Origin of the sequence: Mesoflavibacter sp. CH_XMU1404-2, from assembly GCF_037029465.1 — a bacterium.
Lineage (GTDB): Bacteria > Bacteroidota > Bacteroidia > Flavobacteriales > Flavobacteriaceae > Mesoflavibacter.
This window is the reverse complement of record NZ_JAYMEM010000001.1, coordinates 20,942-38,096: the sequence shown is the minus strand read 5'-3', so window position 1 is coordinate 38,096 and position 17,155 is coordinate 20,942. Positions and strand designations below refer to the sequence as shown.

At 31.6% G+C, this 17,155-nt stretch carries 16 protein-coding genes; 6 read left to right on the top strand and 10 right to left on the bottom strand.

Features of this window, described 5'->3' with window-relative positions:
- The first annotated feature begins 118 nt into the window (after nucleotides 1-118).
- Nucleotides 119-1,405 carry a citrate synthase gene (locus WA327_RS00160; protein WP_336065064.1) on the top strand — a complete coding sequence of 429 codons (1,287 nt, stop codon included), beginning with the start codon at nucleotides 119-121 and terminating at the stop codon, nucleotides 1,403-1,405.
- A 67-nt stretch (nucleotides 1,406-1,472) separates the two neighbouring features.
- The gene (locus tag WA327_RS00155) at nucleotides 1,473-2,387 is read left to right on the top strand and encodes an arginine deiminase family protein (RefSeq protein ID WP_336065061.1); all 915 of its coding nucleotides are present in this window, start codon (nucleotides 1,473-1,475) and stop codon (nucleotides 2,385-2,387) included.
- An 82-nt stretch (nucleotides 2,388-2,469) separates the two neighbouring features.
- Here the strand turns inward: WA327_RS00155 and WA327_RS00150 are convergent, their stop codons facing one another.
- The 4 genes from WA327_RS00150 to WA327_RS00135 form a co-directional block, all read right to left on the bottom strand.
- The gene (locus WA327_RS00150; protein ID WP_336065058.1) at nucleotides 2,470-3,183 is read right to left on the bottom strand and encodes a VIT family protein; all 714 of its coding nucleotides are present in this window, start codon (nucleotides 3,181-3,183) and stop codon (nucleotides 2,470-2,472) included.
- A 62-nt stretch (nucleotides 3,184-3,245) separates the two neighbouring features.
- Nucleotides 3,246-5,531 (bottom strand): TonB-dependent receptor domain-containing protein, encoded by a 2,286-nt coding sequence (locus WA327_RS00145; protein WP_336065056.1) that lies wholly within the window; start codon nucleotides 5,529-5,531, stop codon nucleotides 3,246-3,248.
- Nucleotides 5,524-6,417 (bottom strand): FecR domain-containing protein, encoded by an 894-nt coding sequence (locus WA327_RS00140; protein ID WP_336065052.1) that lies wholly within the window; start codon nucleotides 6,415-6,417, stop codon nucleotides 5,524-5,526. Before WA327_RS00140 ends, WA327_RS00145 begins: the two co-directional genes overlap by 8 nt.
- A 54-nt stretch (nucleotides 6,418-6,471) precedes the next feature.
- A complete protein-coding gene (locus WA327_RS00135; RefSeq protein WP_304141987.1) occupies nucleotides 6,472-6,987 on the bottom strand; it encodes an RNA polymerase sigma factor in 516 nt (171 codons plus the stop codon).
- 149 nt (nucleotides 6,988-7,136) lie between these two features.
- Here WA327_RS00135 and WA327_RS00130 point away from each other — a divergent pair, with 149 nt between their 5' ends.
- From WA327_RS00130 to WA327_RS00115, 4 genes are all read left to right on the top strand, one after another.
- Entirely contained in the window at nucleotides 7,137-9,527 is a 2,391-nt protein-coding gene (locus WA327_RS00130; RefSeq protein WP_336065050.1) for a hypothetical protein, read from the top strand.
- 131 nt (nucleotides 9,528-9,658) lie between these two features.
- Entirely contained in the window at nucleotides 9,659-10,987 is a 1,329-nt protein-coding gene (gene ffh / locus WA327_RS00125) for a signal recognition particle protein (protein ID WP_304141981.1), read from the top strand.
- A gap of 58 nt (nucleotides 10,988-11,045) precedes the next feature.
- Nucleotides 11,046-11,933, top strand: a complete 888-nt coding sequence (locus WA327_RS00120) for a tetrahydrofolate dehydrogenase/cyclohydrolase catalytic domain-containing protein (RefSeq protein WP_336065043.1) — start codon at nucleotides 11,046-11,048, stop codon at nucleotides 11,931-11,933.
- A gap of 50 nt (nucleotides 11,934-11,983) precedes the next feature.
- Nucleotides 11,984-12,679, top strand: a complete 696-nt coding sequence (locus tag WA327_RS00115; RefSeq protein WP_336065040.1) for a TIGR02206 family membrane protein — start codon at nucleotides 11,984-11,986, stop codon at nucleotides 12,677-12,679.
- A gap of 1 nt (nucleotide 12,680) precedes the next feature.
- On the opposite strand, the gene rluF is transcribed toward WA327_RS00115, so the two are convergent.
- Genes rluF through WA327_RS00085 form a run of 6 tightly spaced genes read right to left on the bottom strand, consistent with a single transcriptional unit; the run spans nucleotide 12,681 to nucleotide 17,155 of the window.
- Nucleotides 12,681-13,445, bottom strand: coding sequence for a 23S rRNA pseudouridine(2604) synthase RluF (rluF, locus tag WA327_RS00110; protein WP_336065037.1), 765 nt, complete (start codon nucleotides 13,443-13,445; stop codon nucleotides 12,681-12,683).
- A 2-nt stretch (nucleotides 13,446-13,447) separates the two neighbouring features.
- The gene (locus WA327_RS00105; RefSeq protein WP_336065034.1) at nucleotides 13,448-14,287 is read right to left on the bottom strand and encodes an alpha/beta fold hydrolase; all 840 of its coding nucleotides are present in this window, start codon (nucleotides 14,285-14,287) and stop codon (nucleotides 13,448-13,450) included.
- A gap of 5 nt (nucleotides 14,288-14,292) precedes the next feature.
- Nucleotides 14,293-14,655, bottom strand: a complete 363-nt coding sequence (locus tag WA327_RS00100) for a cupin domain-containing protein (protein ID WP_336065032.1) — start codon at nucleotides 14,653-14,655, stop codon at nucleotides 14,293-14,295.
- A complete protein-coding gene (locus WA327_RS00095) occupies nucleotides 14,655-15,053 on the bottom strand; it encodes a hypothetical protein (RefSeq protein ID WP_336065028.1) in 399 nt (132 codons plus the stop codon). Before WA327_RS00095 ends, WA327_RS00100 begins: the two co-directional genes overlap by 1 nt.
- Nucleotides 15,054-15,070: 17 nt before the next feature.
- Nucleotides 15,071-15,622: a hypothetical protein gene (locus WA327_RS00090; protein ID WP_336065025.1), complete on the bottom strand. Its 552-nt coding sequence runs from the start codon at nucleotides 15,620-15,622 to the stop codon at nucleotides 15,071-15,073.
- A 15-nt stretch (nucleotides 15,623-15,637) separates the two neighbouring features.
- A complete protein-coding gene (locus WA327_RS00085; protein WP_336065022.1) occupies nucleotides 15,638-17,155 on the bottom strand; it encodes a helicase HerA-like domain-containing protein in 1,518 nt (505 codons plus the stop codon).

The window sequence follows — 17,155 nt, the reverse complement described above, 5'->3', positions numbered from 1 at the left end:
TTTTGATAGCAAATAACTATATCAATATAGCAAAATCCATGTTAATACGCTTTAAAAATCGGCTTACATTTCGTACTTTTACAGCACTTATTCAAACTAAATTATACAAATCAAATATATGTCAAATACAGCAATTCTAGAGGTTAATGGCGAAAAACACGAATTTCCATTAATCGTAGGTACAGAAAATGAAATAGGAATAGATATTAAATCACTTAGAAGTGTAACTGGTGGCGTTACAACTATAGATCCAGGTTATAAAAACACAGGGTCTTGTGAAAGTGCTATTACTTTTTTAAATGGGGAAGAAGGTGTATTAAGATATAGAGGTTATGCTATTGAAGATTTAGCTGAAAAAGCAGACTTTTTAGAGGTTGCTTATTTATTGATCTTTGGAGAATTACCAACTAAAGAACAATTAGACAAGTTTCATACAGATATTAAAAACGAGTCTGTAGTAGATGATGATGTAAAGAAAATATTAGACGCTTTCCCTAAGTCAGCACATCCAATGGGTGTTTTAGCATCTTTAACCAGTGCTTTAACAGCTTTTAATCCTTCTTCTGTAAATGTGAATTCAGAAGAAGATATGTACAAAGCTATTGTTAAGATATTAGGTAAGTTTCCTGTTCTTGTAGCTTGGACAATGCGTAAAAAACAAGGTTTACCTCTTAACTACGGAAGCGATAAGTTAGGTTATGTAGAAAACATCTTAAAAATGATGTTTGAAAAACCAAATCACGACTATGAGCAAAGTGAAATCTTAGTAAATGCATTGGATAAATTATTAATATTACATGCAGATCACGAGCAAAACTGTTCTACTTCAACTGTAAGAATAGTAGGTTCTTCTCATGCAGGTTTATTTGCATCTTTATCGGCTGGTATTTCTGCACTTTGGGGACCACTTCACGGTGGAGCAAACCAAGCAGTTTTAGAAATGCTTGAAGCAATTAAAGAAGATGGTGGAGATACAAAAAAGTACATGGCTAAAGCTAAGGATAAAGAAGATCCTTTCCGTTTAATGGGCTTCGGTCACCGTGTGTATAAAAACTTTGATCCACGTGCAAAAATTATCAAAAAAGCTGCAGATGAAGTATTAGGAGATTTAGGCGTTGAAGATCCAGTATTAGATATAGCTAAAGGATTAGCTTCAGAAGCATTAAGTGATGATTACTTTGTACAACGTAAATTATATCCAAACGTAGATTTCTATTCAGGAATTATTTACAGAGCAATGGGTATTCCTGTAGAAATGTTTACAGTAATGTTTGCTTTAGGACGTTTACCAGGTTGGATTGCACAGTGGAGAGAAATGCGCTTACGTAAAGAACCAATTGGTCGTCCAAGACAAATTTACATTGGTGAAAACCTCAGAGAATTTAAATCTATCAACGAAAGATAGACCTAAAATAACTTCAAAAAAACAAGCTTCATAATTATGTTATGAAGCTTTTTTATATATTTACTTTATGCTAAAATTAAATGTAAAAAACGAAACATCTCGGCTTCGGGCTGTAGTTTTAGGAACCGCAAAAAGTAATGGTCCAACTCCCAAAATAGAAGAGGCTTACGATCCAAAATCTTTAGAACATATTAAAGCTGGTACATATCCAATAGAAAAAGATATGGTAAAAGAAATGGAAGCTGTAGCTAAAGTTTTTGAAAAGTATGATGTTAAGGTTTATAGACCAGAATTAATAGAAAATTGTAATCAGATTTTTGCAAGAGATATAGCTTTTGTAATAGATGATGTGTTTGTAAAAGCAAATATTCTTCCTGATCGTGAAAACGAATTAGAAGCGATACAATATGTCATAGATCAAATAGATCCTAATAAATTAATTCGTCCTCCAGAAGAAGCTCATATAGAAGGAGGAGATGTAATGCTTTGGAACGATTATATTTTTATCGGCACTTACAGAGGTGAAGATTATTCAGATTATATTGTTGCTAGAACCAATCAAGCAGGTGTAGATTACATCAAAGAAAAATTTCCTCATAAAAAAGTAAAGAGTTTCGATTTAAATAAATCACAAACCAATCCTTACGATAATGCATTGCATTTAGATTGTTGTTTTCAACCTATAGGAACCGATAAAGCAATCTTACACAAAGAAGGATTTAGAGATGAAACCGAATTTGAATGGCTACTTAATTACTTTGGTAAAGACAACTGCTTTATTATAACCAAAGAAGAAATGTATAATATGAATAGTAATATTTTTTCTATTTCTGAAAACGTTATTATTTCTGAACAAAACTTCACGCGTTTAAATACTTGGCTTAGAGAAAATGGTTTTACTGTTGAAGAAGTGCCTTACGCCGAAATAGCAAAACAAGAAGGCTTGCTACGTTGTAGTACAATGCCATTAATTCGTGATTAATATATTCCTTTTTAAAACTTATATAATAAAAAAACACCTAAATTTTAGGTGTTTTTTTTATTTATTAGGATGTCATTATACACTATACACTTACGCCAAATAAATAACCTACTAATGCGGTTAATCCCATGGCTACAGTACCCCAAAAGGTAATTCTAATAACAGCTTTGAAAATATTTGAACCACCAGTTTTTGCAGCTATTGCACCTAGTAATATTAAAAATAAAATAGAAAATCCGTATAAATAATATTCCATGTGTTTAATGGGTAAAAACAAAGTAACTAAAAGCGGTAAAGCACCGCCAAAAGTAAAAGCAGATCCAGAAGCTATGGCAGCTTGTATTGGATTAGCTTGACTAATTTCGTTTATACCCAATTCGTCTCTTATGTGTGCGCCTAAAGCATCGTGTTCAGTAAGTTCTTTAGCAACTAACATAGCTGTCTCTTTCTTTAGACCTCTTTCTTCATATATATCGGCTAGACGTTGTAATTCAATTTCGGGCATGTCTTCAAGCTCTTGTTTTTCACGTTCAATATCGGCTTTTTCAATATCGGTTTGCGAGCTTACAGACACGTATTCTCCTGCTGCCATAGATAATGCACCAGCGACTAATCCTGCAACTGTAGCAAGTATAATAGGCTCTCTTAAGTGGCTTGCAGTTGCTACACCAATAGCTAGACTGGCGGTAGATAAGATACCGTCATTAGCACCAAGTACTGCAGCCCTTAACCAATTACTTTTATGGATGTAATGATTGTCTAAATAGTCGTCTATAGGTTTTGTGTCTTCAGTCATTTATTAAATTTTGATGGATCAATCTATTCAACTAAGGTAGTAAAAAATGCTTTAGAATAAACCTAAAATCTAAACTTAAAACTCACATTTGGCGTTATTCCTAAAGATTGATTTTCAATTTTAGAAATTTCACCATCATTAATAGCATAGTAAGTATTAATTGTGTTTTTTTGGTTTAAAAGATTCCAGATTGAAGCACCTAAAATAGCTTTGTTTTTTCCTAAGTTAAACTGATATGTTGCCGAAAAATCTGTTCTTAAATAATCATCTAAACGACTATTATTTGGCGATTGATAAATGATAGTATTATTATTTGAGTCTTCGTAATTTGGTGTTGTAAAAGGTCGTCCAGAATGCCAATTTAATCCTAAAGCTAATTTTAAATCATCCAAAGTAAAAGTACCTGCAAAATCAATAACATGAGTAATGTCAAAGTTGTTAGGGAAAGATGCTCCGCCATTTAAATCCTCAAAAGTGTAATCATTTTTAGAGTAGCTATAGCTTAACCATGTACCAAATTTTTGAAACTGTTTGTTTATTAAAATATCAACACCTTTAATCTCATAATTTCCAATAGCATTTACAAACTGATATTGGTTTTGAAAACCTTGGCTACGTGTTGTTATACCATTAACTTTTTTGATGTAAGCTTCTGCAGTAATTAGTAATTTATTTTTATTATAAGATAAACCAAAGCTTGCTTGTTTACTTTTTACAACAGGAATTGTAGTATTATTAGCCAAAACCCAACGACGTTTTTCTATCCCTAAAAAGTCTTTTTGAAGATCAATTATTTGGGTAGTACTTTGACTTTTATATTCTGCTGAAAGTTCTGCACTAAAGTAATTTAAAAAGCGTTGATTAATATGTAATCTTGGTTCAACAAGGTGTAAATTAAATTTTTTAAAATAGTTATTTCTAATTCCTAATCTAACCGAAGTGTTTTTGTTTTTAGATTGAAATTGTGCTTCGGCAAAACCAGAATATGTTCTAATAACACGTTTAATATAACTTCTAAACACAGGATTATTAACATCTTCTAGGTTACTAATACCAACCTCGGTAAATTGAAAACCTCCATTAATATTAAGAGTTGGACTTAAGTAGTAATTGGCGTGTAACTTTAAGCCGCCATCAACAACTTCGTTTTCCTGAATGAGACGTTGATTATTTAAAATATCAAAGTTAGTTGCATCCAAATCGTAATTAGAATAATAGATTTGAGCAAAAGTGTTTAGCTTAGTATTCCATTGTCGCTCGTAAGTTATTCCAGATGCAATATTATGCTGTTTTAATTGACTATTAGAAGCTTCGTTAGTTGTGTTAATTGTAGCTTCTTCATTGTAATCTAATGCGTTATAAATATTTAAAAAGTTGAATCTTATTTTATCTTTTTCACTTAAATCATAAAGAAATTTTATAGCAGTATCATAAAAGTAAAAATGTTCATTTTTAGAAACTGCAGCATCTTCTGTGTTAGTTAAATCGGTATCCTGAAAAACACGATCAAAATAATTGTTGTAAGTTGGAGTGTCTAAAATATCTGTTACAGATCGTCTTGCTGCAACTTGAATTTCTGTCTTTTTACCTAACGGAACTTTAGCATACCCATCTGCACTAATCAAATTAAGTCCTAAGCCAATATTGCTGTCAGAGCTTATTTTGTCAGAAAGTTGCATATCAACAATGCTTGATATACCGTCGCCATATTTTGCACTAGTTCCATTTTTTATCACAGAAATCTTGTGCGTTAATTGCGGATTAAAAGCCGAAATCAATCCAAAAAAATGACCAGATTGATACATTTTTATTCCATCGTATAAAAATAAATTTTGGTCGTGTGTGCCACCTCTAACATTAATATTTGATACGGTTTCATCAACACTTAAAACACCAGGTAAAGCTTGTATGGTTTGTAAAACATCGGCTTCTATCAAACCGGGTAAAATACCAAACTGTTCTGGTTTTATACTGATGCTTCCTGTGTTATTTTTATAGATACCAGAAGTTAAATAATCTGTAATTATAACTTCTTCTAAATGTTGAAGTGAAAAACTATCACTTTCAGTTTGTTTAACGATAGTGTAATATTGCTGGTCTATTTTGTTAAACTGAAGGTTGGTTTTTAAGGAAATTTCATCTAAAATACTGTCTAAAGATTTTTCTGTAGAAACGTCTATTAAAATATGTTTTACGTCTTTATCTGCGTATGAAAAACTAACGTTATGCTTTGCTTCAATTAAAGACAAAACCTCTGTAAGTGGTCGTTTTTGGTTTTGAGAAAAACCACTAAACGCGCACAAAAAAAATAGTAATAAAAAAAGCGAAGTTTTTAACGTTTTACTCACGTTCTAAAATTATAGTTTGGTTAGTTTTAGTGTAAGTTAGTTGCAAAGGTTGTGTTATAGATTTTAGGGCTGTATCTAAATTGTTATGTGTAAATCTACCAGTAAATAATAAGTCGGTATTAATATTTTTAGTTTCTACTTTAACATTGTATTGTCTTTCTAATTCGGCAATAACTTCTTTTAAAGGTAAACTTTTAAATGCACTTGTGTTTGTTAACCATTGTGGTTGACTGTAAACGGTTTGGTTATTAATAACTAAATCGTTTAATACTAAAAACGACTCGCCTGGTTTGATTTTAGACTTGTTATTTTTATAAGTGACTTGTACTAAACCTTCGTAACAAGTTACTTCAAAAAAGTTGTCACGTTGTTTTACATTAAACTCAGTACCCAAAACGGTTACTATTCCGTTTGGAGTATTTACGTTAAAGGAGCTTCCTTTTTCAACATCAAAAAAAGCTTCACCTTTAAGGGATACATTTCTGTTATTTTTCCAGTCGCTTTTATTAAATGTTATACTTGATAAAGCATTTAAATCTACTTTGGAATGATCTGGTAGCTCTACAGAGATTTTTTCAGAAAAATCTGTTGTAAATGTAGTGTCTAAAGTTGTGGTATAATAATAGGCGCCAAAACATAGCACTAAAATAGAAGCAATTTTTAACACTGGTTGTAGCCAATTTGTTTTGCTCTGTTTTTTTGTTTCTATTTGATGCAATACCGTTTTTAAAGCTTCATCTTCATTATATTCAGGAGCTTTAAAACCTTTAGTGTAGTTAGATAATTTGGTAAGCGCTTCATAATCTTCAAGCGCTTTAAAAGCTTCTAACTCTTCTGGAGTTAAGCTATTGTCTAACCATTTTTTTATTAAATATTCTTTTTCCATAATTGTCACTTCAACTATATAACAAGTTAGTTTTTAAAATTCCTACCTATTAATTTAAATTTCTTCTATTTCTTTTCTCAATTTTTTTAAAGCACCATAAATACGTTTTTCTACAGCTTTTGTGCTAATGTCTAATATTTGTGCAATTTCTTTAAAACGTTTTCCTTCGGTACGATTCATTAAAAAAGCAACACGTTCTGCTTCGGTAAGATTTGCTATAGCATTTTCAAGTTTTTTTCGGTATTGATTTTCTTCCATTAAAAACTCAGGACTTTCATTGCTATGTTCTTGTGGTTTTATTTTTTGATGCTTTAAAACTACTTTTTGATGCGCAACTTCGTTAAGCATTAAGTTGTTGGCTATAGTATATACATAACTTTTGGCTTTACTTGGTGTTACCTTTTTACAGTTTTCCCATAACTTGATAAAGGCTTCTTGCATTTTGTCTTGCGGATTTAATCGCTCACCAAATTTGTAATACAAAAAATTATGTAAGTTTTTAGAGTGCTGCTTAAAGAAGGCTTCAAACAAGGATTGTTCACAGATATTTTTATGTAAATTTTCAGGCATTAGGTTGGCTAATCATTAGTTTTTACAAATTAGAAATAATTTTTTTAGAAAAACAAGGTAGGAATTTTTTAAACATATCTGTTTTATAAATGAAGCGTGGGAAAAACAGGCTTTGAAAAAGAAAATTTCAATAACAAAAAACAACAATTATGAAATCAACCATTAACTTTTTTAAATTAAAAAACTTAGTGTACTTGCCATTTTTAGTGCTAATGCTAATGATGTCTTGTCAGAACGAAGAAACTGAAATTATTAATCCTTCAAATAATGATATTATAGAAGGAGACTCAGTAGCTGCCAATTTAATGTCAAGAATGGCAACTAATGATGGGTCTGTAGATAATATTATTGACTATGCTAACTGTTTAGAAGTGGTTTTGCCGGTAACAGTAACAGCTAATGGTATTACAATTACTATACAAAGTGTTGCAGATTATAGCCAACTAGAAAATATTTTAGATGCTTTTACAAATGATGATGATGCGGTAGATATCACGTTTCCTATTACAGTAATTTTAAATGATTACACAGAAATTATAATTACTAGCCAACAACAATTAGAAGAATTAATTGATGATTGTGTTGGAGAAAATGAAGATGATGATGATATAGAATGTATCGACTTTGTGTATCCTGTGTCTTTTTCAATTTATAATACAGACTTTCAGGTGATTGATACAGTTACTATCAACGATGATGAAGCTTTGTATGATTTCTTAGAAGATTTAGATGGACCAATTTTAGCTAGTTTAGACTTTCCGGTAAGTTTAGTAACTGCTAGCGGAGAAACGGTTGTGGTTAATAGTAATCAAGAACTAGAAGTTGCTATTAGTGATGCTGATGGAACTTGTGATGAAGATGATGATTACGACTGGAATGACGATGATGATGACTGTACAGAAGAAAATATTGAACTAAACCTAAAAGAGTGCTTATGGGATATTTCAGATTATGATAATTCTAACTTATTTAGCGATTATTATATAGACTTTAATGTGAATTATGAATTTACTGTTTTAGATGAAAATAGTAATGCAATTCACGACGGTACTTGGTCTGTAGCTCAAGATGGCGCAGTTATAACTTTAACTTTTACAACAGATTGGGAAGATTTAGCAGGAGATTGGACAATTGTTAATTGTGATGATGATGACGAATATAACTTAGATAACGGTCAAATCACAATGCAAATAGAGCAAGACTGCACAGCAAACAATAATAATTTTGATTGTTTCGGAACTTTTGATGCAGAGATTGTTAAGTGTGATGAAAACTTAGACGGATTTGAAGTTTTTGATTTAACTGTAGCTTTTTCTAACTGTGCAGATCCATCAACGTTTTATTTAACTTATCATATGTCATTGATGGATGCTGAAACAGGTGTTAATGCGTTACCAAATCCAGAAGCTTATACAAATACATCATCACCAGAGACTATTTATGTTAGAGCAGAGTTATTAAGTAATGGAAATTTTGAAGTATTTGAAATTAATTTAATCCTAGAGGATTGTAGTTTAAACTGCTCTATATCAGATGTTAATTCATATTTGCAAACTTGTGTGTGGAATGTTGTAAACCTTAACGGAAGTGACAACTTATTAAACTTCAATTTAACTTTTGAAGACAACGGAGACATCGCAATAACAGATACAAGTGATGGTAATTCATATACAGGATTTTGGAATGTAACAGATGTAGCAGGAGATATTGTTTTAGAATTGGCTAACATTTCAGGTCCTAATATTCAGGCTATTTCAGATTACTGGAAGGTAATAGATTGTGATTCTGATCGATTAGAATTTATTAATGGTAATAACGAAACTATGGTTTTAGAACAATTACCATGTTATTCAGAAACAGATTTATTTACTGAAATTACCGAGTGTGATTGGACAGTGTTTAGCTATATCAATTCAGGTGTAGATCAAACAAGTACGTATGCTGGACAAACATTCACTTTTAATGAAAATGAATTTGTTTATGCAGTAGAAGGAGAAACTATTAACTACGGAAGTTTGTCTGCAGAAAATACAGCTAGCGATCAATTAGTAGTGTTATTTGCAATGCAAGGTACATCTTCAGGGTTAGGTGGCTACTATACAGTAACAAGCATTACTGATAATTATATTATTTTCTCTGCAGATGGTACGACTTTAAAGTTAGAAAAAGAATGTAATAACACCACAGATGGAGATGTTGATCAGATACAAAACTGGTTATATGATGGTGTTTGGCAAATTACATACTCTACTATGGAAGGCGTAGATAACACATCAGATTACTCAGGGATAACTTTTAATTTTTCTGCAGGAGCAAACATTCAAGCAAACAATGCAGGTACTATAACTAATTTACAAGGCGAAGTGGTTAGAGACGAAAACAGTAATTTAAGGTACGTAATTAACTACTTAGGGATTTTTCCTTACTGGCAAATGGATGACGATTGGTATATTACAGAAGTTAATAGTAATAGACTAGAATTGCATCATGTTAACGATGATAATAACAACGAATTTGTTTTTGTTATTGAAAAAATGTAAATCCAAATTAGAAATTATATTAAAGACTGTCTTAAAAAGGCAGTCTTTTTTTATTCAATTTAATCTCATTAAGACTTTACAAATACGCTACAAATTCCTATTTTTGTGCTTCTTAAAAAAATAGGAAAATTATGTTTAATAATTTAAGTGAAAAGTTAGATAAAGCGTTACACGTATTAAAAGGTCATGGTAGTATTACAGAAGTAAACGTTGCAGAGACTTTAAAAGAAGTAAGACGTGCGCTTTTAGATGCCGATGTTAACTATAAAATTGCTAAAGATTTTACTAAAACAGTAAAAGAAAAAGCGCTTGGTCAAGACGTATTAACTACATTACAACCAGGACAGTTAATGGTTAAAATCGTTAAAGACGAATTAACTGAACTTATGGGAGGTGATGCAGAAGGTATTAATATGTCTGGTACGCCAACAGTAATTTTAATGTCAGGTTTACAAGGTTCTGGTAAAACAACTTTTTCTGGTAAACTGGCTAACTACTTAAAAAACAAAAAAACAAAAAAACCTTTATTAGTAGCTTGTGATGTGTATCGTCCTGCAGCGGTAGACCAATTACATGTCGTTGGTGACCAAATAAAGGTAGATGTTTATAGTGATAAAGGAAATACAGATCCTGTAGCAATTGCACAAGCAGGTATTGCACACGCTAAAGCAAATGGACACAATGTGGTTATTATAGATACCGCTGGTCGTTTGGCTGTAGATGAAGCAATGATGACCGAAATCTCTAACATTCACAAAGCCATCCAACCACAAGAAACACTTTTTGTTGTAGACTCTATGACTGGTCAAGATGCTGTAAATACAGCAAAAGCCTTCAACGATGTCTTAAATTTTGATGGTGTAATCTTAACCAAATTAGATGGTGATACACGTGGTGGAGCTGCAATTTCTATTAAATCTGTAGTAAATAAACCAATCAAGTTTATTGGTACAGGTGAAAAAATGGAAGCGATAGATGTATTCTATCCTTCACGTATGGCAGATCGTATTCTTGGGATGGGAGACGTTGTGTCTTTAGTAGAAAGAGCGCAAGAGCAGTTTGACGAGCAAGAAGCAAGAAAATTACAGAAGAAAATCGCTAAAAACCAATTTGGTTTTGACGATTTCTTAAAGCAAATCCAGCAAATCAAAAAGATGGGTAACATGAAAGACCTTATCGGAATGATACCAGGAGCTGGAAAAATGATGAAAAATATAGATATAGATGATGATGCTTTTAAAGGTATAGAAGCAATAATTCACTCTATGACTCCAAAAGAAAGAGCCAATCCTTCAATTATAAATGCAAGTAGAAAGAAACGTATCGGAAAAGGTTCTGGTACATCTGTGCAAGAGGTTAACCAGTTATTAAAACAGTTTGACCAAATGAGCAAAATGATGAAAATGATGCAAGGTGGCGGCGGAAAACGCATGATGCAAGCTATGAAAAACATGAGGTAACCTCATGTTTTTTTGTTTATAAACCATTTATTGACCAACCCAATTAATCCTTTAAAAAATGACAATTCTAGACGGTAAAAAAGTTAGTAACGACATTAAAGACGAAATAAAAGCTGAAGTTGACAAAATGAAAGCTAATGGCGAAAAAGTGCCACATTTAGCAGCAGTTATTGTTGGTAACGACGGCGCAAGTTTAACTTACGTAGGAAGTAAAGTAAGAGCTTGTGAACGTGTTGGTTTTGAGTCTACAATGGTACGTTTATCTAGCACAACTAGTGAAGTAGAGCTTTTAGATAAAATAGACGAGCTTAATAAGAATGAAGATATTGATGGGTTTATCATTCAATTACCTTTACCAGATCAAATAGATACACAAAAGGTTTTAATGGCGGTAAATCCTAACAAAGATGTAGATGGTTTTCATCCTGAAAACTTCGGAAAAATGGCTTTAGACATGTCTACCTTTATTCCAGCTACACCTTTTGGTATTTTAGAGTTGTTAGAGCGTTACAATGTAAAAACAGACGGAAAACATACCGTAATTATCGGTCGTTCTCATATTGTGGGAAGACCTATGAGTATTTTAATGGGACGTAAAGGTTTTCCTGGTAATTCAACTGTAACCCTTACACATAGTCATACCAAAAACATTACTCAAATTACAAGCCAAGCAGATATTATTATTTCGGCATTAGGTGTGCCAAACTTTTTAAAAGCCGAAATGGTCAAAGATGACGCTGTAATCATTGATGTAGGTATTACACGTGTTCCTGATGAAACTCATCCAAAAGGCTACGTAATTACAGGAGATGTAGATTATGAACACGTTAGTAAAAAAGCAAGTTTTATTACACCGGTTCCTGGCGGCGTTGGTCCAATGACAATTGCAATGCTACTTAAAAATACATTATTAGCAAGAGACCGTCACAGAAAAGCAAAATCTTAATAAAAAATAAATGTCTATTTTTAAAACCTGAATTCAATTCAGGTTTTTTTATGCTTTTATCTCAACGTGTCTTATTTGGAAGTTTTGAGCATCTTCTACCAATCGCTTTAGCTATAATTTTAACTATTTTGCTAATCAGGTTTTCTTTGAATCAAGAAGAAACTGTTCAGTATAAAATATTTAAATATTTAGGTGTTTTTGTATCTGGTTTTATGCTAATATTTCATCTGTACCAAATAGGTTTTGAGGATTATAATATTACTGCAGATTTACCTTTGTTTTTGTGCAGTTTTATGGCGTTGTTCATTTTTGTTTTTACAACATCAAGAAAATACTGGTTGTTTGAGATTTTGTTATTTTGGATAATTTTAGGAACATCGCAAGGTGTTATCACACCAGATATAGAAGTTGGTTTCCCATCTTTTGATTATTTTAGATATTGGATTGTTCACTTAGGGTTACTAATAATTATTAGTTACGCAATAGTAGTTTTAAAGATGAAACCAAAACTAAAAAGCGTTTTTAAATCCTTTTTAGTATTACAACTTTATATGATTGTTTTAATGGTTGTAAACTATCTTTTAGAAGCAAATTATTCTTATTTAAATGAAAAACCAATCTCAGGATCTGTGTTAGATTACCTAGGAGATTGGCCTTATTATATTATTAAAGTGCAGTTGCTTTTAGTGCCAGCTTTTATGTTAATTTACCTGCCTTTTTTCTTTTTAAAAAAGAAGAAAAACTAAATTAATTTTTGCGTCTGTTTCTAGATTGTTTTGCTTGAAATGTTTTAGTTGAATCTTCTAAAAGTGTGTTTAAAGTTTTGATTTCTTCTTTAGTGAATTCTCTATACTTTCCAACAGGGACATCTAGTTTTATGTTCATTATTCTAACACGTTTTAGGGTTTGTACTTCGTAACCTAAATACTCGCACATACGTCTAATTTGACGATTTAATCCTTGCGTTAAAATAATATTGAAAGTATGACTGTCTAACTTTTTAACCTTGCATTTTTTTGTGGTTTTACCTAATTCTTCTAAAGGTATTCCGTTTGACATTCGGTTTATAAATGTTTGAGAAATAGGTTTGTCTACGGTAACCACATATTCTTTTTCGTGATTGTTGCTAGCGCGAAGAATTTTGTTAACAATGTCTCCATCATCAGTTAAAAAAATTAACCCTTCACTAGGTTTGTCCAAACGACCAATAGGGAAGATACGTTTAGGATAATTAATAAAGTCTATAATATTGTCTTTTTCAACTCTGGTATCTGTAGTACAAACAATACCAACAGGTTTATTAAATGCTAAATAAACAAAACTGTCTTTGTTATTTTTGATAACCTCACCATCTACAGCAACAATATCATTTGGGGCTACTTTTGTACCCATTTCTGGCACAACACCATTGATTGTTACACGACCAGCATCAATAAGTTTGTCTGCTTCACGACGAGAGCAGTAACCAGCTTCGCTAAGGTATTTATTAAGTCTTGTTAATTGTTCTTCCAAAATTAGCTGTTTATAAAGTTTAAAATTTCGTCGTCAATGCTATCATGTTTTAAGCTATGACCAAAACCTTCGGTAGTTTTTAAAGTTGAATTTTTATAATGTTTTGCAATTAATTCAGCTTCGTCATAATCTATAATTTTGTCAGATTTATCATGAATAATTAATCCTTCGGCTTCAATATCTTTTGAAAAATTAGCTGAAGAAAAAAATGCAGGTTCATTATCGTATTTATCAACTACTAATCGGTTTAATCCATTTTCAATTTTACGATTATAACTTAGCATATTGACGTAATTTTTGAAAATTTTGGTAAACTCTGAAGGCGCGCCAAGTAATACCAGTTTTTCAATACTTTTTAATTGATATTTATACTGAAAAAATACCGTAGCCATACCGCCAACCGAATGACCAACAATAACAGTTGGTTGATAATGAGAGGCAACAACATTAATAAACTCTGAATACAAAATAGCGTTAAATTGCGTACCACTTGATTGCCCATGTGCTGGAGCATCTAACGCAATAATATTATGTCCGTTTTGGTGTAATTTATTGATTAAAGATTTCCAACGGTAAGTATTACTTTCCCAACCATGCGCTAATAAAATGGTTTGTTTTTCTCCTTTCCATCGATAGGTTTGAATGGTATAATCTTGATACTTTAAAGTAGATTGTTCTGCTTTGTCTAAAAAGTCTTTATGCTTTTGGTTTAAACGACCTTTACGTGGCGTAGCAAATAAATTTAATGCTTTTGTACTAGCGTATTTTGGTGCTACATGACTTATGGTGTTTAGCGATGTGCCAATTATTTTTGGCAAAGCTTTTTTGAATATTTTTTTCATTTTTATTAGTCTTCTCTGTGCACTAAATCCATTGAAAATGCTGGTGTGCAGATAGAAATATACTCACAAGCTACCGTAAAAGGGTTAGAGTATTGTACTCTTGTGTTTCTTTCAATTTTAATAGATTGTCCAGCTTCTAAAACTACGGTTTCATCTTCAATAATAAATTGCTTTTTACCTTTTATAATATACGTAAATTCATCGAATTCTGGTGTTTGAAAAGGTTCTGACCAACCAGCAGGTGCAATCATATGTGCAATGCTAATATCTTTATTTTCATCTGTAGCTTGCCCAAAATGTTCTTCTATTAGTTTTCCGTCAGTCGTTGGAACAACAAATGGACTATTTTGTATGGTGTATTTTTTCATTATTCAGTAACTTTTTCATAGGTTTTCAATATGCTTTCTAGAGCGTTGTAATCTTCAATTGTAAGAAAAGATTTTTCTATTCTAAAATCATTTTGTTGATCAGAAATTAATCGTATTCCGTGTTGGTTTCTGTTAATTCTTTTCAAATCATTTAAATCAAAAGATTTGCTGAAAAGACCTTTAGTTTTAATTATGTTGTTATCTATTTGATAGATTATTCCTTTGTCTAAAAAATATGCTAAAACATAAAAGATAACTAATGGAATACCGAGATATTTATACCATATAGAGTTTTTACTGTCATAATAAAACATGGCAATAGAGTAAATGATCCATAAAACAGCAGCAATAAGATTTGCTTTTTTCTTTTTAGAATTTTTAAACTCGATAACACTCATGATTTAAAGTTTAAACATTACCAACCAATCATAAAATGTTTAATTTTTGCTTTGCTTGGTATGTTTGCAGGTTCTATAGTTTTTGTGATGTCAAATTTAAATTCTGCAGGCAAATCATTTTTATCAAATAGAAACATCATTTTGCTTCCTTTTACAAAAACAGAAGCGCTTTTAAATGAATTTTGAATTTTAGAAATGGTGTAATTTTTTTCTATATCTTCAAAAGTACTTAAGCTGTTAACACCTTTTTCAGTTTTATATCTTGGATCTTTAAATTTTACAATTGAAATAGTAGAAGTGCTATCTAAAGCTTGTTTTGGTGTAATAGATAGTAAGTGTTTGCCGCCTTTTTCATAAACTTCTATAGTGTTTACAGAACCTGCAAATTCATCACCAGCAATAGGTTTTACTATTGAATCTTTAGCAAAAATGATATCTAAATCTTTTACTTGCGTGCTGTCTGTAAGCATACCTATATTTTGTTCTTTAACTAAAAAAGAATCTGCATCATTTTTACAAGACGTTGCTAAAATAGCAATGGTACTTAGGGCTAATATTGTTTTTTTCATATAATCTTTAAAAATTTATTTTATTACTTTTTTAAGTATGCCAAATGCAGCTCTAATAAAAGTTGCGCTGGTTAATACCTTTATAATTGGATTTTGTCTTGTACTTTTTCTGGTTGAGGTTTTTTTAGACGCTTTTTCTTTTTCTTCTCTTGCTTCTTCTTTTGCTTTAGCTATTTCTGCTTTTTCAATTTTCTCGTTAAGCATTTCATATGCGCTTTCTCTATCTATAGTTTCGTTATATTTTAAAACTAATTTAGAATCGTCTAACAGATTTTTTAATTCGGTATCTGTTAAAACGTCCATTCTACTCATTGGTGCACGCATCATGATTGCAGCTAAAGGTGTTGGTCTTCCTTTTTCGTTTAAAGCAGAAACTAGCGCTTCACCTGTTCCTAAAGCGGTTAATACTTCGGCGGTATCGTAATAATCTGTATCTGGATAGTTTTGAGCTGTTAACTTGATAGCTTTTCTGTCTTTTGCAGTAAACGCGCGTAAAGCATGTTGAATTTTTAAACCTAACTGACTTAAAACACCTTCTGGAACATCGGTTGGGTTTTGAGTTACAAAATAAATACCAATACCTTTACTACGTATTAGTTTTACAATACTTTCAATTTGGTTTAATAAGGCTTTGGAGGCTTGGTCAAAAATTAAATGCGCTTCATCTATAAACATAATTAATTCAGGTCTATCTGCATCTCCTTTTTCAGGAAAAGTCTCATAGATTTCTGCCAATAGACTTAACATAAATGTTGAAAATAATTTAGGTCTATCTTGTATATCTGTTAACCTAATAATATTGATATAACCACGACCATCACGTGTTGTGCGTACTAGATCTTCTACATCAAAACTCTTTTCGCCGAAAAACAAATCGCCGCCTTGTTGCTCTATTTCTATTATTTTTCTAAGAATTGCACCTGTAGACGCTGTGCTTATTCTTCCGTAGGCTTCTTTAAATTCGTCTTTACCTTCATCGGTAGCATATTGCAAAATCTTTTTAAAATCTTTTAAATCTAGTAGTGGTAGTTTGTTATCATCACAATATTTAAAAATAACAGCAACAATACCAGCTTGCGTTTCGGTTAAGTCTAAAATCCTTGAAATTAGTACTGGACCAAACTCGCTAATCGTAGCACGAAGTCTTACTCCATTTTGTTCAGAAAGACTCATTATTTCAACAGGAAAACTTTTTGGTTCAAAAGCTAGACCTATTTTTTCCATACGTTCGTCAATCTTAACATGACCAGGGCTTGGTTGGGCAATACCGCTTAAGTCACCTTTAATATCCATTAACAAAACAGGTACACCTTTTTCGCTTAAATTTTCAGCTAAAACTTGAAGTGTTTTTGTTTTTCCTGTACCAGTAGCACCAGCTATTAACCCATGTCTATTCATAGTTTTTAAAGGTACATTTACGTATGCGTTTGTTAATGTTTCACCATCTAACATGGCAGAACCAAGGGTAATATAATCTCCTTTGCAGGTGTTACCTTCGGTGATGTGGTTAAAAAAGTCGTCTTGTCTACTCAT

Bases quoted from the DNA above. Each gene is read 5' to 3' on its own strand.
- ffh (WP_304141981.1), top strand. From the start codon at position 9,659: ATGTTTAATAATTTAAGTGAAAAGTTAGATAAAGCGTTACACGTATTA.
- WA327_RS00130 (WP_336065050.1), top strand. From the start codon at position 7,137: ATGAAATCAACCATTAACTTTTTTAAATTAAAAAACTTAGTGTACTTG.
- WA327_RS00085 (WP_336065022.1), bottom strand. From the start codon at position 17,155: ATGAGTAGACAAGACGACTTTTTTAACCACATCACCGAAGGTAACACC.
- WA327_RS00135 (WP_304141987.1), bottom strand. From the start codon at position 6,987: ATGCCTGAAAATTTACATAAAAATATCTGTGAACAATCCTTGTTTGAA.
- WA327_RS00150 (WP_336065058.1), bottom strand. From the start codon at position 3,183: ATGACTGAAGACACAAAACCTATAGACGACTATTTAGACAATCATTAC.
- WA327_RS00105 (WP_336065034.1), bottom strand. From the start codon at position 14,287: ATGAAAAAAATATTCAAAAAAGCTTTGCCAAAAATAATTGGCACATCG.
- WA327_RS00140 (WP_336065052.1), bottom strand. From the start codon at position 6,417: ATGGAAAAAGAATATTTAATAAAAAAATGGTTAGACAATAGCTTAACT.
- WA327_RS00155 (WP_336065061.1), top strand. From the start codon at position 1,473: ATGCTAAAATTAAATGTAAAAAACGAAACATCTCGGCTTCGGGCTGTA.
- WA327_RS00115 (WP_336065040.1), top strand. From the start codon at position 11,984: ATGCTTTTATCTCAACGTGTCTTATTTGGAAGTTTTGAGCATCTTCTA.
- WA327_RS00120 (WP_336065043.1), top strand. From the start codon at position 11,046: ATGACAATTCTAGACGGTAAAAAAGTTAGTAACGACATTAAAGACGAA.
- WA327_RS00100 (WP_336065032.1), bottom strand. From the start codon at position 14,655: ATGAAAAAATACACCATACAAAATAGTCCATTTGTTGTTCCAACGACT.
- WA327_RS00090 (WP_336065025.1), bottom strand. From the start codon at position 15,622: ATGAAAAAAACAATATTAGCCCTAAGTACCATTGCTATTTTAGCAACG.
- WA327_RS00095 (WP_336065028.1), bottom strand. From the start codon at position 15,053: ATGAGTGTTATCGAGTTTAAAAATTCTAAAAAGAAAAAAGCAAATCTT.
- WA327_RS00160 (WP_336065064.1), top strand. From the start codon at position 119: ATGTCAAATACAGCAATTCTAGAGGTTAATGGCGAAAAACACGAATTT.